Genomic DNA, 26059 nt, shown 5'->3' with positions numbered 1-26059 from the left:
ACGAAAGGGGCATGCCCGGCCGGCCCGGCCGACGAGGGGATCAGCTCGCCTTGCGATGGAACGGGTGCAGGAGATCGGACAGGTGCCAGTGGTGGCCCTTGGCCTCGCCGTCATCGCCGCCCGCGCCCTGCTCGTCCGGCACCGCGGACACCTCCACGGGCCCCGCGGGCGGCCCGCTGTGGCGGTCGCGCTCGGCCGCGCCGCGCACCGAGGCGACCTGACCCGCGCGCATGATCCGCACGACGTGGCCGTCGCAGTTCTGGCACGCGGGCCGGCTCAGCGGGGACGGCACGATGCGCCCGTCGGTCACGTACTGGACGAACTCGTGGCCGTCGGCGTCGGTGTGGTGCTCTATCTCGTACGACTGCTCCCAGCCGTGCCCGCAGCGCATGCAGGCGAACGCATATGACTCGTGAACGACGGCTGTGGCCGTACCCCGCAGGCCGCTCTGCCCTGTGATCTCACTCATGCCAGCTCCTCTTGTCCGCTGGACAAGCGCCCCCGCACGGGATTCCCCCCGGAATCCCCTGGGGCGAGGGACGGGTGCGTCCCTTTGACCAGTGGACGCCTCCACCGGACCGAATGCATCCGGCCTGTCGAGTGTTGGAGGCGATTTGGACTTCGCTTGCCAAATCGGCCTCGGCAGTGGGGGCTGGTCTTTGCTTTTCGCGCCACCCTTTTGCCCTGCCATGGGGCGCGCGCTCAGTCGAGGAGCGCCGTGCTCAGAAGGCGCATTTCCGCAGGCCACCGGGGTGAGCGCGCCCCCGAAGGGGCGCGGGGAACTGCGCGACCAGCCACAGAAGACCGGCAGCCCGCAACGAACCGAAACCCGTCGGCGCTACCCGGACAATCTCGCTTCAATCACCGGCACGCTTAGCTGCAACCACGGCGTCAAAAACAACCCTCTTCGGCAACCCGGCCTCCACCGCCACCGCGGCAATCGCCTCCTTGCGCCGCTCGCCCGCCTCCTCGCGGACCCGCACCCGCCGCACCAGCTCCTCGGCGTCGAGTTCCTCGGGGCCGGTCTCGGGGGCGCCCTCCACGACGACGGTGATCTCCCCGCGAACGCCTTCGGCGGCCCACCGCGCCAGCTCGGCGAGCGGACCCCGGCGTACCTCCTCGTACGTCTTGGTCAGCTCGCGGCAGACGGCGGCCCGCCGCTCGGCGCCGAAGACCTCGGCCATGGCGGCGAGGGTGTCGTCGAGCCGGTGCGGGGCCTCGAAGTAGACGAGCGTGCGCCGCTCACCGGCGACCTCCCGCAGCCGGGACAGCCGCTCCCCCGCCTTGCGCGGCAGGAAGCCCTCGAAGCAGAACCGGTCGACGGGCAGCCCGGACAGCGCGAGGGCGGTGAGCACGGCGGACGGCCCGGGGACGGCGGTGACCCGGATGTCCTTCTCCACGGCCGCCGCGACCAGCCGGTAGCCGGGGTCGGAGACCGACGGCATCCCCGCGTCCGTCACCAGCAGCACCCGCGCGCCGCCGAGCAGTTCCTCGACCAGCTCGGGCGTGCGGGCGGCCTCGTTGCCCTCGAAGTACGACACCACTCGGCCCTTGGGCGTCACGCCGAGCGCCTGGGTCAGCCGGCGCAGCCGCCGGGTGTCCTCGGCGGCGACGACGTCGGCCCCCGCCAGCTCCTCGGCCAGCCGGGGCGGCGCGTCCGCGATGTCGCCGATGGGGGTACCTGCAAGGACAAGGGTTCCAGTCACGCCCCCATCCTCCCAGGGCTCTGCGGGACCCGGGAAAACGACCGCATCCCCCGACCCGTACCGGCCATGCACGGGACTCACACAGAACGGTTCCCTACGATGGCGCGGTGACCAGTACCGCGTCCTCCACGGACCTCCGGCAGGGCCAGGCACCGCACGACCAGCGGCCGTCGTGGCAGCAGCGGCTGCGCCGATTCGGGTACACGCCTGCCCAGGACGCGCCCGCGGGCGACGTACGCGACCGGCTGGTGCCGCCGTATGCCGAGCCGAGCCCGCGCCTGTGGGGGACGCTGGGCGTGCCGCCGGTCCTCACGGAGCGCATCAGCCGCTGGTCGGGCTGGGGCGGTCCGCTGCTGGTGACGCTGATGGCGGGCCTGATGCGGTTCTGGAACCTGGGCAGCCCGCGTGCGGTGATATTCGACGAGACGTACTACGCCAAGGACGCCTGGGCGCTCGTCCACCGCGGTTTCGAGGTCAACTGGGACAAGAACGCCAACGACCAGATCCTGCACATGCACGGGCACCTCGCCGTGCCCACGGACGCGGCCTACGTCGTGCACCCGCCGGTCGGCAAGTACGTCATCGGCCTCGGCGAGCTGATGTTCGGGTTCAACCCGTTCGGCTGGCGGTTCATGACGGCGCTGCTGGGGACGCTCTCCGTGCTGCTGCTGTGCCGGATCGGCCGCCGGATGTTCCGCTCGACGTTCCTCGGCTGTCTGGCGGGCGCGCTGATGGCGGTGGACGGGCTGCACTTCGTGATGAGCCGGACCTCGCTGCTCGACGGCGTGCTGATGTTCTTCGTGGTCGCGGCGTTCGGCTGCCTGGTCGTCGACCGGGACCGGTCCCGGCAGCGGCTGGCTGCCGCGCTCCCTGTGGGCCCGGACGGCCGGGTCCGCCCGGACGAGCACGTCGGCGACACCTTCCGCTTCGGCCGGCGGCCCTGGCGCTGGACGGCCGGGCTGATGCTGGGCCTGGCCATCGGCACGAAGTGGAACGGCCTGTACATCCTGGCCGCGTTCTGCGTCATGGCGGTCCTGTGGGACGCCGGCGCCCGCAAGGTGGCCGGAGCCCGGCACCCGTACCAGGCGGCCCTCAAGTACGACACCGGTATCGCCTTCCTCGCGACGGTCCCGGTGGCGATCGGCGTCTACCTGGTCTCCTGGACCGGCTGGATCCTTTCCCCGGCCGACGGCACCGGCGGCTACTTCCGCAACTGGGCGGCGACCGACGGCAGGGGCGGCAACTGGACCTTCCTGCCGGACTGGCTGCGCAGCCTGTGGCACTACGAGCACGAGGTCTACAAGTTCCACATCGGGCTGTCGTCCCCGCACACCTACCAGTCCAATCCGTGGAGCTGGATCGTGCTGGGCCGCCCGGTGTCGTACTTCTACGAGTCCCCCTCCCCCGGCGCCGACGGCTGCCCGGCCGATGCCGGCCAGAAGTGCGCCCGGGAGGTGCTGGCCATCGGCACGCCGCTGCTGTGGTGGGCGGCCTGCTTCGCGATCCTGTACGTGCTGTGGCGTTGGCTGCTGCGCCGCGACTGGCGGGCCGGTGCCATCGCCTGCGGGATCGCGGCCGGTTACCTGCCCTGGTTCATGTACCAGGAGCGGACGATCTTCCTGTTCTACGCGGTCGTCTTCCTGCCGTTCCTGTGCCTGGCGGTGGCGATGCTGATCGGCGCGATCGTCGGCCCACCGGGCTCCAGCGACACCCGCCGGGTGATCGGCGCGTCGGCCGCGGGCGTGCTGGTACTGCTCATCGCCTGGAACTTCATCTACTTCTGGCCGCTGTACACGGGCACGGCGATCCCGATCGACTCGTGGCGGTCGCGGATGTGGCTGGACACGTGGGTCTGAGTCACGGTTTCGACAACACCGGTCACAGAAGGCGCACAACCGCATACAGTTTCCCCGCGACCTGTTTTTGAACGCGTTCAGTAGACCGTGATCGCGCGACAGGTCCTCACGGGGAAACGGGGAGGGGTGCGCGCGATGCGCAGCGGAGTGAAGGCCGCGGTCATAGGCAGCGTGTGTGCGGTGATGCTGGGCGGTGCGGGTTACGGCGCCTACAACATCGTGTCCGCGCTCGGTGGCGACGGGGGGACGGCGGCCCCCGCAGCGGTGAAGACCGGGCCGCCCAGCGGTGCCGAGGTGAAGGAGGCGACGGGGAAGTTCTTCGCCGCCTGGGAGAAGGGCGACGCCTCCGCGGCGGCGTCGTACACGAACTTCCCTCAGGCCGCCGGGCAGTTGCTGACGGCGTACGCGGGCGATGCACACATCACCAAGGTGCACATCACGCCCGGTACGGCCACCGGCGCCACCGTGCCTTTCACGGTCAAGGCAACGGTGTCGTACGACGGCAGGACCCGACCGCTCGCCTACCGGAGCACGTTGACCGTGGTCCGTGGCGAGACCTCGCACCGCCCGCTGGTCGACTGGCAGCCCTCCGTCGTCCACCCGCAGCTGCGCAAGGGAGACACGCTGGCGACCGGCGAGTCGGCGGCTGCGGAGATCGAGGCCGTGGACCGGAACGGACAGGTGCTGACCAAGAAGAAGTACCCCTCCCTCGGCCCGGTCCTGGACGAGTTGCGCAAGCGCTACGGCGACAAGACGGGCGGCCGGCCCGGCATGGAGCTGGTAATACGCCACGAAGGCGCGACGCAGGACCAGGGCGCGGCCGACACCACCCTCCTCACCCTCGCCAAGGGCAGGCCGGGCAAGCTGCACACGACGCTCAGCGCGAGCGCGCAGGCCGCGGCCGAGGCCGCCGTACAGAAGTACGGCGATTCGTCCGTCGTGGCCGTGAAGCCCAGCACGGGCGAGATCCTGGCTGTCGCCAACCATCGGACCGACGGCTACAACGCGGCCTTCCTGGGTGAACGTCCCCCTGGCTCCACCATGAAGATCATCAGCGCGGCGGCTCTCATCGACAGCGGCCTGACCACCGCGAACGGCCCGGCGCCCTGTCCGCCGTCCGCCGTCTCCGAGAGCCAGACGTTCCACAACCTCAAGGGCCTGGCCCCTGACTACCACGCCACCCTCTCCGAGAGCTTCGCCCGCTCCTGCAACACGGCGTTCGTGAAGTTCGCGGACGACGTGAAGGCGGAGACCCTCACCAAGGAGGCCCAGGACCGGTTCGGGCTCGGGCGCAACGACTGGAAAGTCGGTGTGCCGTCCTTCGACGGCAGGGTCCCCGTCGCCGGCGGGCCCGACACGGCGGCCGCCCTGATCGGCCAGGGCCAGGTCCAGATGAGCCCGCTGAACATGGCCTCGGTGACGGCGACCGCGATGACCGGCGCCTTCCGGCAGCCGGTCATCGTGCCGCTGAGCCTGGACCACCGCGAACCCGCACGCGCGCGTGGGCTGGCGCAGAGCACGGTCCGGCAGCTGCGCGCCATGATGAACCGCACCGCCCGCAGCGGCACCGCGGCCCAGGTCATGTCCGGGCTCGGCGGGGACATCGGCGCGAAGACCGGCTCGGCCGAGGTCGACGGGCATGCGAAGTCCGACAGTTGGTTCGCCGGGTACCGCGACGACGTCGCCGCCGCCGCGCTGAGCCAGGGCGGCGGGCACGGCATCGACGCGGCCGGACCGATTGTCGCAACCGTGCTACGGAGTGCCGGCTGACATCACCCGCAAAGGTGGGGACTTTAGTCTGGTCGCCGTCGTTGGGGAGTGTGAGGGCTGCGGGGACCCTGGGGAAGGCGCGGAGGGAACTGAGGCTGTGGGCAAGAGAAGACGCGTCGCCGAGCGACGGAAGACCGGACCCGCCGTGGTCGGCGGGATGATCGCCGTGGTCATCGGCGGCGCGGCGTTCGGCGTCTACGCGTTGTACGACGGCGGACCGGGAACCGACGAGGCGGCGGCCGCCACGGCCGACCACAAGGCCGTCAAGACCGGCCCGCTGTCCGCGGCCGAGGTGCGGACGGCCTCCACGCGCTTCCTCACCGCCTGGCAGCAGGGCCGGGTCACCGAGGCGGCGGCCGCCACCGACGACCCGTCCGCCGCCACCACGCTGCTCTCCGGGTACACCAAGGACGCCCGTCTGAAGGGCGTCACCGTCACGGCCGGGAAGGCCACGGGCGCCAAGGTGCCGTTCTCCGTCAAGGGAACGGTGTCGTACAAGAGCCTCACCAAGCCGCTCGCGTACGACAGTTCGCTCACCGTCGTGCGGCGGGGGAGCGACGGCAAGCCGCTGGTCCAGTGGCACGCCCAGGTCGTCCACCCCGACCTGAAGGACGGCGACACGCTCGTCACCGGCGAGTCGGGCACCCCGCCGGTCAAGGCGCTCGACCGGAGCGGCGGGGAACTGACGGCCGCCAAGTACCCCTCGCTGGGCGTGGTACTGGACGGCCTGCGCGAGAAGTACGGCAAGACGGCGGGCGGCAAGGCGGGCGTGGAGCTGCGCGTGGTGCGCGGCAAGGCCTCGCAGGCGGCCAAGCTCTCCGACAAGACGCTGGTGGAGCTGAGCAAGGGCACGCCGGGCACGGTGAAGACCACCCTGAACCCCACCCTCCAGGCGGCTGCCGAGCAGCAGGTGGCCAAGCAGGCGCGGGCATCGGTGGTCGTGATGCGCCCGTCGACCGGCGAGATCCTCGCGGTCGCCAACACGAACCACGGCTTCAACGTGGCCTTCCAGGGCTCCCTGGCGCCCGGCTCCACGATGAAGATCGTGACGTCCACGATGCTGTTCGAGAAGGGGCTCGTCACCCCGGACGCGTCGCACCCCTGCCCCAAGAAGTACAAGCTCGCCGGCTGGACGTTCCACAACGACGCCGACTCCGAGATCAAGAAGGGCACGTTCAAGCTGAGCTTCGGGGCCTCCTGCAACAACGCCTTCATCAACTTCGCGCCGAAGCTGTCCGACAGCGACCTGACGAAGGAGGCCCAGCAGGTCTACGGCCTCGGCATGAACAACTGGGCCATCGGCGTCCCGTCGTTCGACGGCTCCGTCCCGGTGCAGAGCGGCGCGCAGATGGGCGCCTCGCTGATCGGGCAGGGCGGGGTGCGCATGAACCCGCTGAACATGGCGTCGGTGGCGGCCACGGTGGAGTCGGGCGTCTTCCGCCAGCCGTACCTGGTGTCCCCCACGGTGGACGACCGCACGCCGGCCAAGGCCTCGCGCACCATGTCGTCCAAGACGCAGGCCCAGCTGAAGGAAGTCATGCAGTACACGGCGGCGTACGGCACAGCGGCCAAGGCGATGGCGGGCATGAGCGGGGACTACGGCGCGAAGACCGGTTCGGCCGAGGTCGACGGACAGAAGAAGCCCAACGGCTGGTTCACCGCCTACCGGGGCGACCTGGTGGCCGCGGGCGTGGTCCAGGCGGGCGGGCACGGCGGTGACACGGCCGGGCCGATCGTCGCGACGCTGCTGAGGATGGGCGGCTGAGCGGCCGGCCCCGCAGACGTCAGCCGCGCACCGGCTCGGCGGTGTAGGTCCGGCGCAGGAACCTCAGCAGCGCCTTGGACTCGAACTGCACCACCTCCACGCCGTGCGCGGAGTGGAACTCCACCACGGCCTGGACGCGCCCGCACGGCCACACCCGTACGTCGCCGCTCTCCGCCGGCGCCGACAGTCCCCGTTCGAGCAGCGCGCGCGAGAAGGTCCACTCGTGCGGTCCGGGCAGGCCGACCCGGACCGCCCGTGGATCGGTGTCGGGGTCGTACCGCAGCACTACGGGTACGGCCCCCGGGTCCTCCTCGTCCGTGACGATGTGGGCGCGCGCGTACTGCTCGACTACAGACATCGGATCGCCCTCTCACGCTCTGTGACCCATACGAAGGCCACGCATCCGCTTTCCATCCAATGTCCCACATTTTCCGGTTCATGCCCGGCGAGAGGGTGAGACCGAGTCTCTCTTGCAATAGGTTCGCAACAAGGCTCTAAAATCGTACGGTGCATGTACCTGACGGATTCATCGACGCCCCCACCTCCGCGGTCACCGGAGTGGTCGCCGCCGGCGCCCTCGCGGTGAGCCTGCGCGGCGCCCGCCGCGAACTCGACGAGCGGACGGCCCCGCTGGCCGGCCTCGTGGCGGCGTTCATCTTCGCCGTCCAGATGCTCAACTTCCCGGTCGCGGCAGGGACCAGCGGCCATCTGCTGGGCGGTGCGCTCGCCGCGATCCTCGTCGGCCCGTACACAGGCGTGCTGTGCGTGTCGGTGGTGCTGCTCATGCAGGGCGTGCTGTTCGCGGACGGCGGGCTGACCGCGCTCGGCGTGAACATCACGGACATGGCGATCGTCACCACGGTCGTGTCGTACGCCGTCTTCCGCGTGCTGCTCGCCGTACTGCCCCGAGGACGCCGCTCGGTGACCGTCGCCTCCTTCGTCGCCGCGCTGGTCTCGGTGCCGGCCGCCGCCGTGGCCTTCACGCTCATCTACGCGGCCGGCGGCACCACCGACGTCGCCATCGGCAAGGTGGCGACCGCGATGATCGGCGTCCATGTCCTGATCGGCATCGGCGAGGCCGTGATCACCGCGCTCACAGTGGGTGCCGTCGTCGCCGTGCGCCCGGACCTGGTGCACGGCGCGCGGGGCTTGCAGCAGCGGCTCAAGTTGCGGGTGGACGGCGCACTGGTGGACGCCCCGGCGCCCACGGCGCCCGTGGCGGCGCGCACCTCGCGGCGCACGCTGTGGGTGACCGGCCTCGTCGCCTCCCTCGTGCTCGCCGGGTTCGTCAGCTTCTACGCCTCCGCGAACCCCGACGGCCTGGAGAAGGTCGCGCACGACAAGGGCATCGACAAGAACGCCCGCAAGCACGCGGCGTCCGACTCCCCGCTCGCCGACTACGGCGTGAAGGACGTCTCCGACGCCCGGCTGTCCGGCGGCCTCGCGGGCGTGATCGGCGTCGGTGTGACGGTCGTCGCGGGCAGTGCGGTGTTCTGGGCGGTGCGCCGGCGCCGCACGGCTGACGCGTCCCCCGCCTCGACCCTGAACACGGGCGTCTGACGTGGGGGCCGGGCACGCTCACAGGCTCTACCGGCACGGGCACTCGCCCGTGCACGCCCTTCCGCCGCACACCAAGCTCGCCGCCGCCTTCGCGTTCGTGGTGGTCGTGGTGTCGACTCCGCGCGAGGCGATGTGGGCGTTCGCGGTGTACGCCGTCCTGCTCGCGTATGTCGCCCGCCACGCGCGCGTGCCCGCTCCTTTCCTGCTCAAACGGCTGCTGATCGAGGTGCCGTTCGTGGCCTTCGCGGTGCTCATGCCGTTCGTGGCGGAGGGCGAGCGGGTGCACGTGCTCGGCCTCTCGCTGAGCCTCAACGGACTCTGGGGCGCCTGGAACGTGCTCGCCAAGGGCACGCTCGGCGTCGCCGTCTCCGTGCTGCTGGCCGCCACCACCGAGCTGCGCGAACTGCTGCTCGGGCTGCAGCGGTTGAAGCTGCCGCCGCTGCTCGTGCAGATCGCCTCCTTCATGATCCGCTACGGCGACGTCATCACCGACGAGATGCGCCGGATGCGGATCGCGCGGGAGTCGCGCGGGTTCGAGGCACGGGGCGTGCGGCACTGGGGCGTGCTCGCCAAGTCCGCCGGCGCGCTGTTCATCCGCTCCTACGAGCGCGGGGAGCGCGTGCACCTGGCCATGGTGAGCCGGGGGTACGCCGGTTCGATGCCGGTCATCGACGAGGTGACCGCGTCCCGCGCGCAGTGGTCGTACGCCCTCGCGCTCCCCTGTACCGCCCTCGTCGTCTGTCTGCTGGGATGGGCCCTGTGAGTACTGCTTCGCTCGAGGTCTCCGGCCTCGCCTTCGCCTACCCCGACGGCCATCAGGCCCTGTTCGGCGTGGACTTCTCGATCGGGCGCGGCGAACGGGTCGCGCTGCTCGGCCCGAACGGCGCCGGCAAGACCACCCTCGTCCTGCATCTGAACGGCATCCTGGGCGGCGGCACCGGCACCGTGACCGTGGCCGGGCTGCCGGTCGGCAAGCGGCACATGGCCGCGATCCGGCAGAAGGTCGGCATCGTCTTCCAGGACCCGGACGACCAGCTGTTCATGCCGACCGTGCGCGAGGACGTGGCGTTCGGCCCGGCGGCGTCCGGGATCAAGGGGGCCGCGCTGGAGGAGCGGGTGCGCACGGCCCTGGAGCGGGTCGGCATGGCGGACTTCGCCGACCGTCCGCCACACCACCTCTCCTTCGGCCAGCGCCGCCGGGTCGCCGTCGCCACCGTGCTCGCGATGGAGCCGGAGATCCTGGTCCTGGACGAGCCGTCCTCCAACCTCGACCCGGCCTCCCGGCGCGAACTCGCCGACATCCTGCGCTCCCTGGACGTGACGGTCCTGATGGTCACGCACGACCTGCCGTACGCGCTGGAGCTGTGCCCGCGCTCGCTGATCCTCAGCGACGGCGTGATCGCGGCGGACGGCCCGACCGGGGAGCTGCTCTGCGACGACACGCTGATGCGGGCGCACCGACTGGAGCTGCCGTTCGGCTTCGACCCGAAGTCCGTGACAATGGGCGCGTGACGAACGAGGAACCCGCCGCCGAAGGCTCGCTGCTGCTGGACGACCAGCTGTGCTTCGCGCTGTACGCCGCACAGCGCGCCGTGACCGCCGCGTACCGGCCGCTCCTCGACGAGCTCGGGCTCACCTACCCGCAGTACCTCGTGCTGCTGGTCCTCTGGGAGCGGGGCGAGACCACTGTGAAGGAGCTGGCGAGCGCCCTGCGCCTGGACTACGGCACCGTCTCGCCGCTGCTGAAGCGCCTGGAGGGGGCGGGGCTGCTGCGCCGGGAGCGCGCGGCGGACGACGAGCGCTCGGTGCTCGTCGCGTGCACCGGGCGCGGGGAACAGCTCAGGGAGCGCGCAGCGCGCGTACCCGGCGCGCTGCTCACGACCACGGGCCTGGGCCCGCAGGAGGTCGCGCGGTTGCGTGAGGAGTTGTGGAACCTCACCGAGCGCGCCGACGCGGCGGCGGCCGACCGCCGCTGATCTCGCGTTACCCGCGGTTGCCACCCCCTGGTGGCACAGGCCGACGTACCGGCCAGTACCTTGTGCACGATGTACTTGTGCGCCACTTGTTCCGGGGGAGGCCAACCTTGACCGACGTCACCGCAGTCGACACCGGTGTCGACACCCGCCCGACGAAGATCATGTACGTCGCCGAGGCCACCGCCCACGGCGGCCGGGACGGCTATGTCACCAGCCAGGACGGCCAGATCCAGCTGAAGGTCGCGATGCCGCCCGAGCTGGGCGGGGACGGCAACGGCACCAACCCGGAGCAGCTGTTCGCGGCCGGCTACAGCTCCTGCTTCCACAACGCGCTGATCCTCGTCGGCAACCGCGCGGGCTACGACCTGACCGGTTCCACGGTCGCGGCGAAGGTCGGCATCGGCCCGAACAAGCACCGCGGCTACGGCCTCGCGGTCGCCCTCAGCGTCTCCCTCCCCGTTCTCGACCCGGACCTCGCGGCGAAGCTGGTGGACGCGGCGCACGAGGTGTGCCCGTACTCGAACGCCACCCGAGGCAACATCGACGTAACGATCCTCCTCGGCTAGCGCAACAAAGGAATCCCAGGCCGACAGTGGGTGTTGCAGCCACAGTCAAAGGTGAGCCGAGGGGATGAGCGGGCGTGGACGTGAACGGCGTGGTGGCCGAGGGCTTCGAGCCGGTCAGGGAGGCGTTCGCAGCGAACTTCGCGCTGCTCGGGGAGCGCGGCGCGGCCGTCACCGTGTACCGGGACGGGCACAAGGTCGTCGACCTCTGGGGCGGCACCAGGGACGTGGACGGTCCGGCCCCCTGGGAGCCCGGCACCGCGCAGATCGTCCGCTCCGCGACCAAGGGCGTCGCCGCCGCCATACTCCTGCTGCTGCATCAGCGCGGCGAGCTGGACCTGGACGCCCCGGTGGGCGCGTACTGGCCGGAGTACAAGGCGGCCGGCAAGGAACACACGCTCGTGCGGCACCTGCTCGCGCACCGCGCCGGCGTGCCGGTGCTGGACCGCCCGCTGACGCCCGAGGAGGCCTGCGACCCGGACCTCGGCGCGGCGGCCGTCGCCGCACAGGCGCCCGCGTGGGAGCCTGGCACGGACCACGGCTACCACGCGCAGACCTACAGCTGGCTCACCGGTGAGCTGGTCCGGCGGATCACCGGGCGGCCGATCGGCGAGTGGATCGCCGACGAGATCGCCGCACCCGTGGGCGCCGGCCTGTGGCTCGGCCTGCCCGAAGCGGAGCACGCGCGCGTGGGCCGCGTCGGCCCCGTGGAGGAACCCCAGCAGTCCGGCACGCTCAGGACTCGCCCCAAGCGGGCGGTCTCCGAGGCCTACGCCGACCCCGGCTCCCTCACCCGCCGCGCCTTCGCCGCGATCACCCCGCTCCCGGACGAGAACGCGCCCGCCTACCGCGCGGCCACCCTGCCCGCCTCCAACGGCATAGCCACCGCCGACGGCCTGGCCCGCTTCTACGCCTCGCTCATCGGCGGCGTGGACGGCGGAACGCGCCTGTTCACCCCGCAGACCATGGAACTGGCCCGCGCCGAGCAGTCCGCCGGGCCGGACCGCGTCCTCGTCGTCGGGACCCGCTTCGGCCTCGGCTACATGCTGCACGGCAGCGCGTCCCCGCTGCTCTCCCCCGGCTCCTTCGGCCACCCGGGCCGGGGCGGCGCCCTGGCGTTCGCCGACCCGGAGACGGGCATCGCCTTCGGCTACGTCACCAACGGGTTCAGGAAGAGCGTGACGGCGGACCCGAGGGCGCAGGCACTGGTGCGGGCGGTGCGCACGGCGCTCGAGTAGGGCGCGCGCGACACCGCGCGCGCCCCCGGCGTCACACGTTGATCGGATGCGAGATCCGCCCCGACTCCGCGTCGATCTCCCCATGGGCCTTGGTCAGCAACTGCATGGCCAGTTCGTTGAGGGCGCGGGCGCCCGCTATCTCCTCGCCGACCCTGGGCTGGTTCGCGTCGACCCGGTGCCGGCTCGCATGCCCGTGCGCCTTCACCTCGGTGCCGTCGGGCAAGCGCACCAAGGCGACCGCGCGTGTCTGTGTGTCGTCTTCCTGGAACTCCAGCTCGACGTGCCATCCCACAGCGGTGTGCATCATGTCGACCACCTCCGGAAAACCGCTGATTCCAGGGTGCTCCCGCGCGCGGGGAACGTCACGTCGGGGCTCAGTCGCCGGACTTCTCGTCGAAGCTCGCGAAGTAGGCGGCGGCCATGTCCTCGTCGGCGTGCCCCTGGGCGGCGGCCCGGGCGAACCGTTCGGCGGCCGCCTCGGCGACGTCGAGCCGTACGCCGCCGCGTTCGCCCGCCTCCAGGATGAGCCGGGCGTCCTTCTCGGCGGTGGCCACGGCGAACGACGCCGGGGTCAGCCGCTGATCGAGCACGAGAGCGGACTTGGCCCGCAGGTACCCCATGTCGAGCGGTCCACCCTCGATGAGATCGAAGAAGCCCTGCGGGTCGACGCCGAGGGCCTTGGAGAGGGCCAGCACCTCACCGGCCGCCGCGGTGGCGGCGAGCACCCAGCTGTTGGCGACCAGCTTCAGCCGGCTGGCGCTGCCCGCGGACCCGTCCTCGCCGGTCCACACGGTCTTGGCGCCGACCGCGTCGAAGACGGGCGTGACCGCCTCACGGCCCTCCTCGGGCCCGGCGGCCAGCACGGTCAGCTGACCGGTCTCGGCGGGCTGACGGGTACCGAGGACGGGGGCGTCGTAGAAGACGAGCCCGTGCTCGCGGGCGAACGCCGCCAGGTCGGCGACCAGCTCGGTCCCCGCCGTGGTGCACTGCGCCCACACGGTGCCCGGACGCAGCGCCGGGGCGGCCTCGCGCATCACGTCCAGGACGGTGTTGCCGTCGTACAGCATGGTCAGCACGACATCGGCGCCCTCGACGGCCTCGGCGGCGGTGCCGGCGACATGGGCCCCGTCCGCGGCGAGCGGTTCCGCCTTCTCCCGGGTCCGATTCCAGGCACGGACGGCGAGCCCCGCCCGGCACAGGTTGCGCGCCATGGCGGCGCCCATGATGCCGGTGCCCAGGACGGTGACGGTCGTTTTGTCGGTCATTGCGGCTCCCTCGTACGGTTCATGACGGTTCAATCTCATCGTGCTACCCGGCATGCAGCATCAACCCGATCCCCACGACCAGCAGGCCCGCCGCCGCGATCCGGGGCGCCCCGAACCGCTCCTTGAAGAACAGTGCCCCGATGGCCGCGCCGACGATGATCGAGGACTCGCGCAGGGCGGCGACGGGGGCGAGTGCGGCACGGGTCTGGGCCCACAGGACGAGCGCGTACGCGGCGACGGACAGGGCGGCGCCGAGGAGGCCCAGGGCGGCGTACGGCCGCAGTTGCCGGACGGTGCCGCCGCGCACGCGTGCGTACATGTACGCCGGGATGACGACGCCCTGGACGGCCATCAGCCAGGCGATGTAGCCGAGCGGGGAGTGGGCGGCGCGGACGCCCATGCCGTCGATCACCGTGTACACGGCGATCGACAGACCGGTCGCCAGGGCAGCGCCGATCGCAGCCCAGGCGGGACGGTGCCCGCGCAGCCCCCACAGGCTCACCCCGGTGAGGCCGACGCAGGACACGGCGATGCCGGCGGCCGCCCAGCCGCCGGGCACCTCGTGCGCGAACACCGCCGCCAGCACGGTCACCACGAGCGGCGCGCTGCCGCGCGCGATGGGGTACGCCTGCCCGAAGTCGCCCAGCCGGAACGAGGTCATCAGCAGCGCCATGTAGACGATGTGCACGCACGCGGAGGCGAACAGGTACGGCCAGGCGGGCCCCGCCGGGAACGCCACGAACGGCGCCAGCGCGAGCCCGATCAGCAGCCCGCCGCCCGAGATCAGCGTGAACCCGACCAGCTTGTCGGTGATCCGGTGCGCGATGGCGTTCCAGCTGGCGTGCGTGACCGCGGCGAGCAGTACGGCCGCGGTGACCAGCGGCGTCACGCGCTCTGCTCGCGCACGTCCACCAGCGCGGCACCCGCGTGGGCGACCAGCTCCTTGGGCTCGATCGGGAAGACGGTGTACGGCGTCCCGGCCGCCGCCCACACCACGTCGTGCGCGAGCAGCGAGCGGTCGGCGAGGACCCGGGTACGGGTACGGTGCCCGAAGGGCGGCACGCCGCCGATGGCGTACCCGGTGGTCTCCCGTACGACGTCCGCCTTGGCCCGGGTGACCTGCTCGGCCCCCAGCTCCTCCCGCACCCGCTCCACGTCCACGCGCGAGGCCCCGTCCATCAGCACCAGCACCGGCACCCCGTCGGTGGCGAAGATCAGCGACTTGCAGATCTGGCTCAGCTCACACCCGATCGCAGCGGCGGCCTCGGCAGCGGTCCGGGTGGCCTCCGGGAAGCGCCGGGTCCGGGCGAGGAGTTCTTCCAGTCCGAGCGCGCGGAGGGCTTCGGCGAAACGGGGGTGAGCTCCGGGTTCTTCGGCGTCAGTGGCGGCTGTCGTCGTCATGACGGGCACGCTACGTCATCGCCCGAGCTGCACTCACGGGGTTTTCATCCGCCCACGCCCGGTGCGGGTCAGCCGAGCCGGACCCACGTCCACAGCGCGAAGCCCGTCGGCACCGGGCAGGCCAGGAGACCCAGCAGGAGCAGGCGGGTGAGGGGCTTGAGGCGGCGGATGCCGGGCGCGAAGGCCAGCGCGACCAGGACGGCGGCGGCACCGACGACGGTCAGGACGTAGGGCAGCAGAGAACCCCGGATCTCCGCCCAGGACATGCCGTCCGCCAGGCCCCACAGAGCCACCATGCCGAAGAGGAACGTCAGCCAGCCGAGCGAGGCGAGGGTGAGCGTCCAGAGCAGGACGGCCAGCAGTCCCACCGTCACCTCGCCACGGCTCTGCCTCGGCGCGGGCTGCGGGGGGCCGTACAGGTTCGCGTACGTCTCGGGATTCATGACCACGATCCTCCGCTCGTGGCCGCCGCTGCGGCATGAGCGCGGATACTCAGCGCGTGATCCGCGGGTACTCACAAAAGAGGCCGGTGAGGGCGCCCCGTCCCCACGGATCCCTCACCGGCGGTCTTTCACTGGCGGTACGTCAGACGCGTACCAGTTCCCGTTCCTCGTCGGGGTCGGCGTTCCTGCGGTCCTCGGCCGTGCGCAGGCCCTCGCCCTCGACGTCGACGTTGGGCAGGGCGCGGTCCAGCCACCTGGGCAGCCACCAGGCCTTCTTGCCGAGCAGCGCGAGCACCGCCGGGACGATGGTCATGCGGACGATGAACGCGTCGAAGAAGACGGCGACGGCGAGGCCGAAGCCGATCATCTTGATCATCGACTCGCTGGAGCCGATGAAGCCGGAGAACACGGCGATCATGATGATCGCGGCGGCCGTGACGACCCGTGCGCTGTACTTGAAGCCGGTCACGACGGCCTGGGTGGGCTTCTCGCCGTGGACGTACGCCTCCCGCATGCGGGTCACGAGGAACACCTCGTAGTCCATGGCGAGACCGAAGACCACGCCGACCATGAAGATCGGCATCATCGACATGATCGGGCCGGTCTGCTCGACGTTGAACAGGCTGGACAGCCAGCCCCACTGGAAGACCGCGACCACGGCGCCGAGGGCCGCCAGCACGCTGAGCAGGAAGCCGAGGGCCGCCTTCAGCGGGACGAGGATCGAGCGGAAGACCACGATCAGGAGGAGGAAGGCCAGGCCGACGACCAGGGCGAGGTACGGCAGCAGGGCGTCGTTCAGCTTCTGCGAGAAGTCGATGTTCATCGCCGTCGAGCCGGTGACCAGCACCTTCGCGTCGGTCGCGGAGGTGATGCCCTCGCCCTTGTCGCGGATGGCGTGGACCAGGTCCTCGGTGGTGGTCGAGGACGGCTTGGAGTCCGGGATGACGGTGATCGTCGCGGTGTCGCCTGCCTTGTTGGACATGGCCGGAGTGACCGTGACGACGTCCTTCAGGCCCTTGATCTCGTCGCCGACCTTGGTGAAGGCCGCCTTCGGGTTGTCGCTGCCCTTGGCGTCGACCACGACCATCAGGGGGCCGTTGAAGCCCGGTCCGAAGCCCTCGGACAGGAGGTCGTAGGCGCGGCGCTGGGTGGTGGAGACCGGCTGGGAGCCGTCGTCCGGCAGGCCGAGTTCGAGGGAGGCGGCCGGGACCGCCGCCGCGCCGAGGCCGATCACGCCGAGCAGGAGGACGGCGACCGGGCGCCGCACAACGAAGCTCGCCCAGCGGGTGCCCATGTTGGGGCGGTCCGCCTGCTTGGGCTTACGGCCGCCGCCGAGCAGCTTGCTCTTCTCGCCGGCCGGCTTGATCCTGCGGCCCGCGTAGCCGAGCAGCGCCGGGATCAGGGTGAGGGCGATGAGGACCGCGATGGCGACGGTACCCGCGGCCGCGACGCCCATCTTGGTCAGCATCGGGATGTCGACCACGGACAGGCCGACCAGGGCGATGACGACGGTCAGGCCCGCGAAGACCACCGCCGAGCCGGCCGTACCGACGGCCCGTCCGGCCGCTTCCTCGCGCTCGCGGCCCTCGGCCAGTTCGGCGCGGTAGCGGGAGACGATGAAGAGGGCGTAGTCGATGCCGACGGCGAGGCCGATCATCGATGCCAGGGTGGAGGTGGTCGTGCCCAGGTCCAGGGCGTTCGCGAGCGCGGTGATCGTGGAGACACCGATGCCGACGCCGATGATCGCGGTCAGCAGCGGGAATCCGGCCGCGAGCAGCGAGCCGAAGGTGATGACGAGGACGACCGCGGCGACCGCGATGCCGATGACCTCGCTATTGCCGGTCTCGGGGGTCGCGTTCAGTGCGTCACCGCCGACCTCGACCTTGAGCCCGGCGTCCCGCGCGTCCTGCGCGGCCTTCTTCAGCGCGTCGCGGGAGGAGTCCTCCAGCTCCATGCCGGAGACCTTGTACTTCACCGAGGCGTAGGCGATCGTGCCGTCCTTGCTGACGGCGTGCCCGGTGTAGGGGTCGGCGACGGAGGCGACCTCGGAGCCGCTCTGCAGCTCCTTGACCGTCTTGTTCACGGCCGCCTTGTTGTCCGCGTCCGTCATCTTCTCGCCGCCCGGCGCCTTGAAGACGACCCGCGCGGTCGCGCCGTCGGCGCTCATCCCGGGGAAGCGCTGTTCCAGCAGGTCGAAGGCCTTCTGGGCCTCGGTGCCGGGGATGGAGAACGACGAGTTGCCGGCGGCCGGCGCGGAGGCGGCGCCCACCCCGGCGAGGGTGAGCAGCGCCACCCATATGAGGGCGACGAAGTGCCGTCGCCGGAAGGCGAGCCGGCCGAGTTTGTACAGGAACGTGGCCACGAGGGCGTCTCCCGGTCAGGTCGTTGGGTTCATCTGGGCAGGGGCGATCAGCCCGACGACGTGAGCGGTGACGTCAGGTGGTGGGCTTGCTGGGGAGAGTGATCAGGGGTTGATCAGGAGGTGGTGATGCCGAGGGCGGGGAGGACCACGGCGTCGATGTACGAAAGGAGGAAGGCCTGGGTCGGCGGCTGCTCGTCGATCAGCGTGCGGGCGGCGAACCCACCGATCATCATGTGCATCACGTAGTCGAGCGCCGGGTTGTCCGCACGGACCTCACCCCGGTCGATCGCCCGTTGCAGCAGGCGGCGGAACTCCGCCATCTCCGGCTCGATCAGATGGTCCCGGAACGCCCGCAGGAGGTCCGGATTGCCGTGGATCGCCATGGCCAGCCCCCGCATCAGCGCGGAGTTCTGCTCCATCTGGCAGTCGTCCGAACGCAGTGTGAGAGCGTGCAGGTCACCCTTGAGCGATCCGGTGTCGAGCTCGCCGAGGCCGAGGCCGCCCGGCTTGTTGTGCCGCACGGCCTTCGCCACCAGCTCGGCCTTGCCGCCCCACTGGCGGTAGAGCGTGGCCTTGCTGGACCGGGTGCGGGCGGCCACGGCGTCCATGGTGAGGGCGTCGTAGCCGACTTCCCGGAGCAGGTCGAGCACGGCCTCGTACAACTCGGCCTCACGCTCGGGCGTGATCCGACTGCGACGCGCGGTGGCGACCCCAGTCATCTGCCTCACCCTTCCTGCTCCGAACGACACGGTTTCGTACGTGTATGAAAGATACCGCAGGCACAATGCGAAACGAAACTGTTTCGTACGTGTCCTGGGTCACGACTGTCGGTTCCGCATAAGTTGCTGGGTCCCCGCCCCCGGAAAAGCATGGGGAGGTGAGCTATCTCCGCCTTCCCCACCTCAGCGGCGACCTGCTGTGCTTCGTGGCCGAGGACGACCTCTGGCTGTCCGCCCTCGACGCCCCGGGCCGCGCCTGGCGGCTCACGGTGGACCGCACGAAGGCCGGCCCTCCCCGCTTCTCCCCCGACGGCCGCCACATCGCGTACACGACCTGGCGCAGCCTCGTGCCCGAGATCCACCTCGTCGGCGTCGACGGCGGACCCGCGCGGCAGCTGACGTACTGGGGCAGCACCGACACCCGGGTGCGCGGCTGGACGCCCCCCGACGAGGAAGGAAGGAGTGACATCCTCGCCGTCGCCTCCCACGGTGAACCCTTCTCCTACTTCACCTGGGCCTACAAGGTCGTCCCGGACGGCGACCCCGGCCGCAAGCTGCCCTGGGGCCCGGTCTCCGACATCCAGGTCGCCGACATCGACCAGGTGCACATGACCCTGCTGCTCACCGGCACCCCACCGCACGAACCGGCCAGCTGGAAGCGGTACCGGGGCGGCGCCATGGGCCGGCTGTGGCTGCACGGGAAGCGGCTGCTGCCGGACCTCGGCGGGCACCTGGACGCCCCCATGTTCGTCGCCGGCCGGATCGCCTTCCTCTCCGACCACGAGGGCGTCGGAAACCTCTACTCCTGCGCGTACGACGGCTCCGACCTGCGCCGCCACACCGACCACGACGCCTTCTACGCCCGGCACGCCGCCAGCGACGGCACCCGGGTGGTCTACCAGTGCGCGGGCGATCTGTGGCTGGTGGACGACCTCGCCCCCGGAGCCGTACCGCGCAGACTCGACATCCGGCTCGGCGGCCCGCGCGCGGGGCGCCGTAAGTACCAGGTGCCGGCCGCCCAGCACGTGGACGGCATCTCCGTGGACGAGACCGGCCGGGCCAGCGCCGTGGTGGTCCGCGGCAGCCTGCACTGGCTCACGCACCGGGACGGCCCGGCGCGCACGATCACGGACACGCCCGGCGTCCGGGTCCGGCTCCCGGAGATGCTCGGCTCGACCGGGCAGGTGGCGTATGTGACGGACGCCGAGGGCGAGGACGCCATCGAGATCGCCCAGCTGCCCCGCGCCACCGGCGACCGCGCCCCGCGCCGCCTGGCCTCCGGGGAGCTGGGGCGGGTGCTGGAGATGGTCTGCGACCCGCTGGGCGAACGGCTGGCCATCGCGTCGCACGACGGACGGCTGCTGCTGATCGATACGACGGACGTGACGGAGGAGACGGAGCAGACGGAGCAGACGGAGAAAGAGGGCGGGGAGGGTGCGGGCGGGGAGGGCACCGAGGGATCGAGCGGCGAAACCGCCGAAAGCACGAACGGCCGGGCCACCGACGGCTCGAACGGTGAAGTCACCGAGCTGATCCGGTCCGTCAACGGCCCCGTCCGCGATCTCGCCTTCTCCCCGGACGGCTCCTGGCTCGCCTGGTCCCACCCCGGCATCGGCCGCTCGCTGCGGCAGATCAAGCTGGCCCGCATCAAGGACCGGCTCATCGTGGACGTCACCAACGGCCGCTTCGAGGACGAGAACCCCGTCTTCACCCGTGACGGCCGCTACCTCGCCTTCCTCTCCTGGCGCGGCTTCGACCCGGTGTACGACGTCCACACCGGCGACCTGTCCTTCCCGCTGGGCTGCCGCCCGTACCTGGTCCCGCTCTCCTCGGCGACCCCCTCCCCCTTCGCCCTGAACCCCGAGGGCCGCCCGGCCGCGGGCGGGCTCGATCCCGTGGAGGACGAGGAGACCGGCGAGGGTTCCGCGGTGACCGTGGAGGTGGAGGGCCTGGAGAACCGGGTGACGCCGTTCCCGGTCATCGCCTCCAAGTACTCGGCGCTGTACCCGGTGGCGGGCGGCGGCCTGGTCTGGCTGCGCTGGCCCATCTCCGGCGCGCTCGGCGAGACCTTCGTCAACCCGGCCGACATCAGCGGACGGCCGACGCTGGAGTACTTCAACATCACCAAGGCGAAGAAGTCCGAACTCGTCGGCCACCTCGACTGGTTCGCGGTGAGCGGGGACGGCACCCGGCTCGTGGTGGTGGACGAGGGCGACCTGCGGGCGGTGCCGTCGACCGAGTCCGGCGACAGTGACACCACCGTGTGGATCGACCTGCGCCGCATCCTGCACCAGGTGGACCCGGCCGCCGAATGGCGCCAGTCCTACGAGGAGGCCGGCCGCCTGATCCGCGCCTACTTCTGGGAGCCGGGCATGTGCGGCATCGACTGGGACGCGGTGCTCGACCAGTACCGCCCGCTGGTCGAACGGGTCGCCTCCCCGGACGAGTTCGCGGATCTGCTGCGCGAGGTCCTGGGCGAGCTGGGCACCTCGCACGCCTACGTCACCGCCGCCCGCCGCGACGAGGGCCCGCCCCACTACCAGCGCTGGCAGGGCCTGCTCGGCGCCACCTTCGTCCACCGGGACGGGGGCTGGACGGTCAAGCGCATCCTGCCCGGCGACTCGTCCGACTCCAAGGCACGCTCACCGCTGGCCGGTACGGGCATCCGGGACGGCGCCGTCCTGACCCACGTGGACGGCCGGCCGGTCGATCCGGTGGCGGGACCGTATCCGCTGCTCGCCGGCTCGGGCGGTACGACCGTGGAGCTGACCTTCACCCCGGCTCCGACGACGGAGGGCGAGGCGGGGCGGGCCGCTCGGCGGGTCGCCGTCGTCCCGCTCATCGACGAACGGCCGCTGCGCTACCAGGACTGGGTCGCCAAACGCCGGCAGGTCGTGCGGGAGCTGAGCGGCGGCAAGTGCGGCTACCTGCACATCCCCGACATGGGCGGCTCGGGCTGGGCTCAGTTCAACCGGGACCTGCGCATGGAGGTGTCCCGGCCCGCGCTGATCGTGGACGTGCGCGGCAACGCGGGCGGCCACATCAGCGAACTCGTCATCGAGAAGCTGACCCGGATCATCCTGGGCTGGGACCTGACCCGCAACGCGCAGCCGGTGTCGTACACCTCGAACGCGCCCCGGGGCCCGGTGGTGGCCCTGGCGGACGAGGCGACCTCCTCCGACGGCGACATGATCACCGCGGCCTTCAAGCTGCTGAAACTCGGGCCGGTCGTCGGGCAGCGCACCTGGGGCGGAGTCGTCGGCATGACGGGACGGCACCGCCTCGGCGACGGCACGGTGATCACGGTGCCGATGAACGCCGCCTGGTTCGACGCCTACGGATGGTCCGTGGAGAACCACGGCGTCGCCCCCGACCTGGAGATCCTGCGCACCCCCCTGGACTGGGCCGAAGGCCGCCACGCCCAGCTGGACGACGCGGTCCAACTGGCCCTGGACCTGCTGGAGACCACCCCCGCGGCGATCCCCCCGGACTACACGGACGTACCCACACACTCGAGACCGAAGCTGCCGCCGAGGGCAGGCCGATAGCGAAGCGGGGTGCCCGGGAAACACCGGGCACCCCGCTTCGGAGGTGAAGCCGAGCGCAGCAACTACACGTCGTAGTCCTGGTCGAAGCGGTCCTGCATCTCCTGCTCCGTGTCCTGGGCGTCACGGTAGTTCGGACGACCGCGCTCCGGCTGCTGGCCCTGGGCCTGCTGGCCGCGCTGCTGCTGACCCTGCTTCTGGCCCTGCTTCTGCTGGCCGCGCTGCTGCTGGCCCTGCTGCTGACCCTGCTGCTGGCCGCGCTGCTGGCCGGACTTGTCCTTCATACCCATGTGGGTTCACTCCTGTAGTGAGTGATGGTGGGGGGGTGGCCCCTTGGTGGGGCCTCGACCAGATTCACACGGGGGAACACAGGGCGCATTTCGATCAGTTACGGTGCGTAGCCCGCGCCTCTTCGTCGGCCGCCCCACCTGCGCCGACGAGTCCGGAGCGCATCCCCTGCAAGCGGGGCGCGAACCGCTTCATCTCACGCTGCCCGACGGTTCCGATGAGCGCCGGCAGGTATCCGCGCACCCCCTGCATGCCGCGCAGCCACCACTGGGCGTACACATGCGCCGAGCGCCGCTCGATCCCGGCGACGATCCGGTCCACCGCGGGGCCCAGCGGGTACGTCTTGTTCGCCGGCCACAGCAGCCGCTGCCGCAGCTCCCGCATGACCTCGTCCTGGTCGGCGCCGCGCACCATGTCGGTGTCGGTCCAGGACAGGTACGCGACGCCGACGCGTACGCCCTGGTAGCCGACCTCGGCGCGCAGACTGTGCGCGTACGCCTCCACGCCCGACTTGGAGGCGCAGTACGCCGTCATCATCGGTGCCGGGGTGATCGCGGCGAGCGAGGCCACCTGGAGCAGGTAGCCGCGGCTCTCCACGAGCACCGGCAGGAACGCGCGGGCCGTCACCGCCGAACCGATCAGGTTCACCTCGATCACGCGCCGCCAGGCCTGCGGATCGGAGTCGACGAACGGGCCCCCGCTCGCCACGCCGGCGTTGGCGACCACGATGTCGACCTTCCCGAACCGCTCCTTCACCTCCTGCGCCACCCGGCTCATCGCCTCGTGGTCGGTGACGTCGGCGTACCAGTGCGCGCTGTCGCTGTGCAGCCGCTCGGACACCGCCTTGAGCGCCTCCTCCTCCAGGCCGACGAGCGCCACCTTCGCGCCGCGCGCGGAGAGCTTGCGCGCGAGCAACTCGCCGACGCCGCGCGCCGCTCCGGTGACGACGGCGACCTGACCTTCGAGGCTGACCCTGCTCATGCGCTCTCCTTGGCAGTGACGTAGGTGGTGACGAGTTCCCGGATCTTGCCGGTCACCAGCTCCGGGGCCTCGATCGGGGTCATGTGGCCGACGCCCGTGAGTTCGGTGAGGCCGATGCAGTGGGGCAGCGCGGCGACCAGCGCGCGGGCGTGCACGGGGGGTGTGAGCCGATCGGACGCGCCGTGCACCACTTCGGTGGGCGCGTGCAACTCACGTACGCCGTGGTCGAGGTCGAGCGCCGCGAGCACGGCGGCCCAGGCGTGGCGTACCGCGCGCGGGCAGGCGTGCACGATCCGCGCGCACGCCTCCACCATGTGCGGGGCGGAACCGGCGCCCATGGTGCCGTACTTGAGGATGCGCTTCGCGACCGGCGTGACCGGGCCGAGGGGAGCGCGCGAGCCGAGAATGCGCCCGGTGATCCAGGTGCGCACGCGCCCGGCGCGCAACGGCACCACGCGCGCCTCGGCAACCAGCCGGGAGCTGCCCGTGCTGCACAGCAGGACGGCGGCGGCGTGTTCGCGGAAGCGGGGGCGTGTGGAGGCGGCCATGATTGTCATGCCGCCCATCGAGTGCCCGACGATCAGGGCCCTCTCCCCGCGCGCGAGGGTCTGCGCGAGGACCGCTTCGAGGTCGTCCGCCAGCGCGCTGGTGGTGCACGCGGGGCTTGCGGGACTGCGCCCGTGCCCCCTCTGGTCGTACGCGATCACCCGGTGGTCGGTGGCCAACTCCCGTATCTGTGCCGCCCAGAAGGCGGTCGAGCAGGTCCAGCCGTGGGAGAGGACGACGGGGGGCGCGTTCTCGGGCCCGTGCACTTCGACATGCAACCGGGCGCCGTCGGCGGAGACGACGGTGAGTTCGCGGGCGGGGGCGAGTGGGGCGTAGGGGCCAAAGGCCACGGAGGCGATACGGCTCACGCGGCAGCCTCGCTCTTCTTCTCGGCGGGCGACTCGGCGAGCGACGCCTTCGGCTTCTCCTCGGCCTTCCGGATCACCTCGGCCTTCCGGATCACCTCGTACTCCGCCAGGTCCACCCGCCGGGTCGCCCGCCGGAACTCCGCCGTCGTACCGGGCCAGATGGTGGTGTTGCGGCCGCTCGCGTCGAGGTACCAGCTGGTGCAGCCGCCGGTGTTCCACACGGTCCGCTTCATGCGTTCCTGGACCTTGTGGTTCCAGGCCTCCACCGCGGCGGGCCGGGCGTCGAGGGCGGTGCGGCCCCCGAGGACGTCGAGCTGGCGCAGATAGTCGGCCATGTAGTTCAGCTGGGACTCGATCATGAGGATCATGGAGGAGTTCCCGAGCCCGGTGTTGGGCCCGATGATCGTCAGCCAGTTCGGGAATCCGGCGGCCGAGGCGCCGCGCAGCGCCTGCATGCCGTTCTTCCAGGACTCGGCGAGGGTGATGCCGTCCGCGCCGACCACGCGCTCGGCGATCGGCAGGTCCGTGACGTGGAAGCCCGTACCGAAGATGATCGCGTCGACCTCGGCCTCGCTGCCGTCGGCGGCGACCACGGTCGACCCGCGGATCTCGCCGAGCCCGCTCGCGACGACGTCCACGTTCGGCCGGGTCAGCGCCGGGTAGTACGCGCTGGACAGCAGGATCCGCTTGCAGCCGATGCGGTAGTCGGGGGTGAGCTTGGCGCGCAGGGCCGGGTCCTTGACGGCGCGGGCGATGTTGCGCTTGGCGAGCTGCTCGACCAGGCCGAGCTCGTCGGGGTGCTTGGTGAAGGCCTGCACCTGGAGTTCCCTGAGGCCCCACAGCAGCCCGCGCCTGAGCCGGGTGGAGAAGGGCAGCGCCCGGTGCAGCCGGCGCTCGACGTCGCTGATGGCGCGGTCCACGCGCGGCATCACCCAGGCCGGGGTGCGCTGGAAGAGCGTGAGCCGGCCGACCTCGCGCTGGATGGCGGGCACGATCTGGATGGCGGAGGCGCCGGTGCCCACCACGGCGACGCGCTTGCCGCGCAGGTCGTAGTCGTGGTCCCAGCGGGCCGAATGGAACACCTTGCCCGGGAAGGACGCGAGCCCCGGTATCTCGGGGACCTTGGGGTCGGACAGCGGCCCGGTGGCGGAGACCACGACGTCGGCGGAGAGCGACCCGCGGGCGGTCTCGATGTTCCACCGCAGACGCTCGGCGTCCCAGGTCATCATCTTCACTTCGGAGTCGAAGCGCAGGTGCGGCCGCAGCCCGAAGACGTCGGCGACGTGCTCCAGGTAGGCGCGGATGTGCTGCTGCCCGGAGAAGGTGCGCGGCCAGTCGGGGTTGGGCGCGAAGGAGAAGGAGTACAGGTGGGAGGGGACGTCACAGGCGCACCCGGGGTAACTGTTGTCCCGCCAGGTGCCGCCGACGCTGTCGGCCCGCTCCAGGACGACGAAGTCGGTGATCCCCTCCCGGCGCAGCCGCACGGCGGCCCCCAGCCCGCCGAACCCGGACCCGATCACCGCCACTCGTACATGCTCGTGCTCGGCCATCCCGAAGCCTCCACGCATCACCTTGGACTCTGCCAGTGAACACTGGCGCAATGGGACTGTAGAGCAGCTCCGTACCGAGCGGTAGGGGGCGGAGGAGGGAAAGTTACCGGCGGTACAACATAGGCTGCGGGCGTGGCAGACGACGGCGAACACAAGG

Annotated in this window: 24 protein-coding genes; 10 read left to right on the top strand and 14 right to left on the bottom strand. The window is 71.4% G+C overall.

Annotated features, from left to right (window positions below):
- Positions 1–40: 40 nt before the first annotated feature.
- Together AQI88_RS21780 and rsmI are read right to left on the bottom strand one after the other, a co-directional pair.
- Complete coding sequence (locus tag AQI88_RS21780; RefSeq protein ID WP_067001989.1) at positions 41–469, bottom strand: hypothetical protein; 429 nt, start codon at positions 467–469, stop codon at positions 41–43.
- Between the two features lie 388 nt (positions 470–857).
- Positions 858–1706, bottom strand: coding sequence for a 16S rRNA (cytidine(1402)-2'-O)-methyltransferase (gene rsmI, locus AQI88_RS21775; protein ID WP_067001986.1), 849 nt, complete (start codon positions 1704–1706; stop codon positions 858–860).
- 107 nt (positions 1707–1813) lie between these two features.
- On the opposite strand from rsmI, the gene AQI88_RS21770 reads away from it, so the two are divergent.
- The 3 genes from AQI88_RS21770 to AQI88_RS21760 all read left to right on the top strand — a co-directional run bounded on the left by AQI88_RS21770 (position 1814) and on the right by AQI88_RS21760 (position 7097).
- Positions 1814–3562 carry a dolichyl-phosphate-mannose--protein mannosyltransferase gene (locus AQI88_RS21770; RefSeq protein WP_067001983.1) on the top strand — a complete coding sequence of 583 codons (1749 nt, stop codon included), beginning with the start codon at positions 1814–1816 and terminating at the stop codon, positions 3560–3562.
- A 135-nt stretch (positions 3563–3697) separates the two neighbouring features.
- On the top strand, positions 3698–5332 hold the full coding sequence (locus AQI88_RS21765; protein WP_067001980.1) for a penicillin-binding transpeptidase domain-containing protein: 1635 nt from the start codon (positions 3698–3700) through the stop codon (positions 5330–5332).
- A gap of 97 nt (positions 5333–5429) precedes the next feature.
- On the top strand, positions 5430–7097 hold the full coding sequence (locus tag AQI88_RS21760; RefSeq protein ID WP_067001977.1) for a penicillin-binding transpeptidase domain-containing protein: 1668 nt from the start codon (positions 5430–5432) through the stop codon (positions 7095–7097).
- A 19-nt stretch (positions 7098–7116) separates the two neighbouring features.
- On the opposite strand, the gene AQI88_RS21755 is transcribed toward AQI88_RS21760, so the two are convergent.
- Positions 7117–7455 carry an SsgA family sporulation/cell division regulator gene (locus AQI88_RS21755; protein ID WP_067001974.1) on the bottom strand — a complete coding sequence of 113 codons (339 nt, stop codon included), beginning with the start codon at positions 7453–7455 and terminating at the stop codon, positions 7117–7119.
- A 149-nt stretch (positions 7456–7604) separates the two neighbouring features.
- On the opposite strand from AQI88_RS21755, the gene AQI88_RS21750 reads away from it, so the two are divergent.
- The 6 genes from AQI88_RS21750 (at position 7605) to AQI88_RS21725 (ending at position 12434) form a co-directional block, all read left to right on the top strand.
- Positions 7605–8657, top strand: coding sequence for an energy-coupling factor ABC transporter permease (locus AQI88_RS21750; protein ID WP_067001971.1), 1053 nt, complete (start codon positions 7605–7607; stop codon positions 8655–8657).
- Position 8658: 1 nt separating this feature from the next.
- Positions 8659–9420, top strand: a complete 762-nt coding sequence (cbiQ, locus tag AQI88_RS21745) for a cobalt ECF transporter T component CbiQ (RefSeq protein ID WP_067001969.1) — start codon at positions 8659–8661, stop codon at positions 9418–9420.
- Positions 9408–10169, top strand: a complete 762-nt coding sequence (locus tag AQI88_RS21740; RefSeq protein WP_067001966.1) for an energy-coupling factor ABC transporter ATP-binding protein — start codon at positions 9408–9410, stop codon at positions 10167–10169. Before cbiQ ends, AQI88_RS21740 begins: the two co-directional genes overlap by 13 nt.
- Positions 10166–10633, top strand: coding sequence for a MarR family winged helix-turn-helix transcriptional regulator (locus AQI88_RS21735; protein ID WP_067001965.1), 468 nt, complete (start codon positions 10166–10168; stop codon positions 10631–10633). Before AQI88_RS21740 ends, AQI88_RS21735 begins: the two co-directional genes overlap by 4 nt.
- Before the next feature lie 161 nt (positions 10634–10794).
- Positions 10795–11199 carry an organic hydroperoxide resistance protein gene (locus AQI88_RS21730; RefSeq protein ID WP_208615867.1) on the top strand — a complete coding sequence of 135 codons (405 nt, stop codon included), beginning with the start codon at positions 10795–10797 and terminating at the stop codon, positions 11197–11199.
- 74 nt (positions 11200–11273) lie between these two features.
- Positions 11274–12434 carry a serine hydrolase domain-containing protein gene (locus tag AQI88_RS21725; RefSeq protein WP_067001961.1) on the top strand — a complete coding sequence of 387 codons (1161 nt, stop codon included), beginning with the start codon at positions 11274–11276 and terminating at the stop codon, positions 12432–12434.
- A 31-nt stretch (positions 12435–12465) separates the two neighbouring features.
- On the opposite strand, the gene AQI88_RS21720 is transcribed toward AQI88_RS21725, so the two are convergent.
- The 7 genes from AQI88_RS21720 to AQI88_RS21690 form a co-directional block, all read right to left on the bottom strand.
- Entirely contained in the window at positions 12466–12741 is a 276-nt protein-coding gene (locus AQI88_RS21720) for a DUF1876 domain-containing protein (RefSeq protein ID WP_067002317.1), read from the bottom strand.
- A 67-nt stretch (positions 12742–12808) separates the two neighbouring features.
- Positions 12809–13699, bottom strand: coding sequence for an NAD(P)-dependent oxidoreductase (locus AQI88_RS21715; protein ID WP_067001959.1), 891 nt, complete (start codon positions 13697–13699; stop codon positions 12809–12811).
- A 43-nt stretch (positions 13700–13742) separates the two neighbouring features.
- Positions 13743–14588, bottom strand: a complete 846-nt coding sequence (locus AQI88_RS21710; RefSeq protein WP_067001957.1) for a DMT family transporter — start codon at positions 14586–14588, stop codon at positions 13743–13745.
- Positions 14585–15100, bottom strand: a complete 516-nt coding sequence (locus AQI88_RS21705; protein WP_067001955.1) for a YbaK/EbsC family protein — start codon at positions 15098–15100, stop codon at positions 14585–14587. The genes AQI88_RS21710 and AQI88_RS21705 overlap by 4 nt, the downstream gene beginning before the upstream one ends.
- Positions 15101–15168: 68 nt before the next feature.
- Entirely contained in the window at positions 15169–15543 is a 375-nt protein-coding gene (locus AQI88_RS21700) for a hypothetical protein (protein WP_067001952.1), read from the bottom strand.
- Positions 15544–15685: 142 nt separating this feature from the next.
- Complete coding sequence (locus tag AQI88_RS21695; RefSeq protein WP_067001949.1) at positions 15686–17905, bottom strand: MMPL family transporter; 2220 nt, start codon at positions 17903–17905, stop codon at positions 15686–15688.
- Positions 17906–18018: 113 nt separating this feature from the next.
- Entirely contained in the window at positions 18019–18624 is a 606-nt protein-coding gene (locus AQI88_RS21690; protein ID WP_067001946.1) for a TetR/AcrR family transcriptional regulator, read from the bottom strand.
- 158 nt (positions 18625–18782) lie between these two features.
- Here AQI88_RS21690 and AQI88_RS21685 point away from each other — a divergent pair, with 158 nt between their 5' ends.
- A complete protein-coding gene (locus AQI88_RS21685; RefSeq protein WP_067001943.1) occupies positions 18783–22172 on the top strand; it encodes a S41 family peptidase in 3390 nt (1129 codons plus the stop codon).
- Positions 22173–22234: 62 nt separating this feature from the next.
- Here the strand turns inward: AQI88_RS21685 and AQI88_RS21680 are convergent, their stop codons facing one another.
- The 4 genes from AQI88_RS21680 to AQI88_RS21665 all read right to left on the bottom strand — a co-directional run bounded on the left by AQI88_RS21680 (position 22235) and on the right by AQI88_RS21665 (position 25902).
- The gene (locus tag AQI88_RS21680) at positions 22235–22459 is read right to left on the bottom strand and encodes a hypothetical protein (protein WP_067001940.1); all 225 of its coding nucleotides are present in this window, start codon (positions 22457–22459) and stop codon (positions 22235–22237) included.
- A 94-nt stretch (positions 22460–22553) separates the two neighbouring features.
- Entirely contained in the window at positions 22554–23438 is an 885-nt protein-coding gene (locus AQI88_RS21675; RefSeq protein WP_067001937.1) for an SDR family oxidoreductase, read from the bottom strand.
- Complete coding sequence (locus AQI88_RS21670) at positions 23435–24352, bottom strand: alpha/beta fold hydrolase (RefSeq protein WP_067001935.1); 918 nt, start codon at positions 24350–24352, stop codon at positions 23435–23437. Before AQI88_RS21670 ends, AQI88_RS21675 begins: the two co-directional genes overlap by 4 nt.
- Positions 24349–25902 carry a flavin-containing monooxygenase gene (locus tag AQI88_RS21665; protein ID WP_067001932.1) on the bottom strand — a complete coding sequence of 518 codons (1554 nt, stop codon included), beginning with the start codon at positions 25900–25902 and terminating at the stop codon, positions 24349–24351. Before AQI88_RS21665 ends, AQI88_RS21670 begins: the two co-directional genes overlap by 4 nt.
- Between the last annotated feature and the right edge of the window lie 157 nt (positions 25903–26059).

This window comes from Streptomyces cellostaticus, assembly GCF_001513965.1.
GTDB classification, from domain to species: Bacteria; Actinomycetota; Actinomycetes; order Streptomycetales; family Streptomycetaceae; genus Streptomyces; species Streptomyces cellostaticus.
The sequence above is the reverse complement of the archived record's forward strand: the minus strand, read 5'-3'. Positions and strand labels throughout refer to the sequence as shown.

Bases quoted from the DNA above. Each gene is read 5' to 3' on its own strand.
- AQI88_RS21780 (WP_067001989.1), bottom strand. From the start codon at position 469: ATGAGTGAGATCACAGGGCAGAGCGGCCTGCGGGGTACGGCCACAGCC.
- AQI88_RS21765 (WP_067001980.1), top strand. From the start codon at position 3,698: ATGCGCAGCGGAGTGAAGGCCGCGGTCATAGGCAGCGTGTGTGCGGTG.
- AQI88_RS21755 (WP_067001974.1), bottom strand. From the start codon at position 7,455: ATGTCTGTAGTCGAGCAGTACGCGCGCGCCCACATCGTCACGGACGAG.
- AQI88_RS21740 (WP_067001966.1), top strand. From the start codon at position 9,408: ATGGGCCCTGTGAGTACTGCTTCGCTCGAGGTCTCCGGCCTCGCCTTC.
- AQI88_RS21730 (WP_208615867.1), top strand. From the start codon at position 10,795: ATGTACGTCGCCGAGGCCACCGCCCACGGCGGCCGGGACGGCTATGTC.
- AQI88_RS21720 (WP_067002317.1), bottom strand. From the start codon at position 12,741: ATGATGCACACCGCTGTGGGATGGCACGTCGAGCTGGAGTTCCAGGAA.
- AQI88_RS21715 (WP_067001959.1), bottom strand. From the start codon at position 13,699: ATGACCGACAAAACGACCGTCACCGTCCTGGGCACCGGCATCATGGGC.
- AQI88_RS21705 (WP_067001955.1), bottom strand. From the start codon at position 15,100: ATGACGACGACAGCCGCCACTGACGCCGAAGAACCCGGAGCTCACCCC.
- AQI88_RS21700 (WP_067001952.1), bottom strand. From the start codon at position 15,543: ATGAATCCCGAGACGTACGCGAACCTGTACGGCCCCCCGCAGCCCGCG.
- AQI88_RS21690 (WP_067001946.1), bottom strand. From the start codon at position 18,624: ATGACTGGGGTCGCCACCGCGCGTCGCAGTCGGATCACGCCCGAGCGT.
- AQI88_RS21680 (WP_067001940.1), bottom strand. From the start codon at position 22,459: ATGGGTATGAAGGACAAGTCCGGCCAGCAGCGCGGCCAGCAGCAGGGT.
- AQI88_RS21675 (WP_067001937.1), bottom strand. From the start codon at position 23,438: ATGAGCAGGGTCAGCCTCGAAGGTCAGGTCGCCGTCGTCACCGGAGCG.
- AQI88_RS21665 (WP_067001932.1), bottom strand. From the start codon at position 25,902: ATGGCCGAGCACGAGCATGTACGAGTGGCGGTGATCGGGTCCGGGTTC.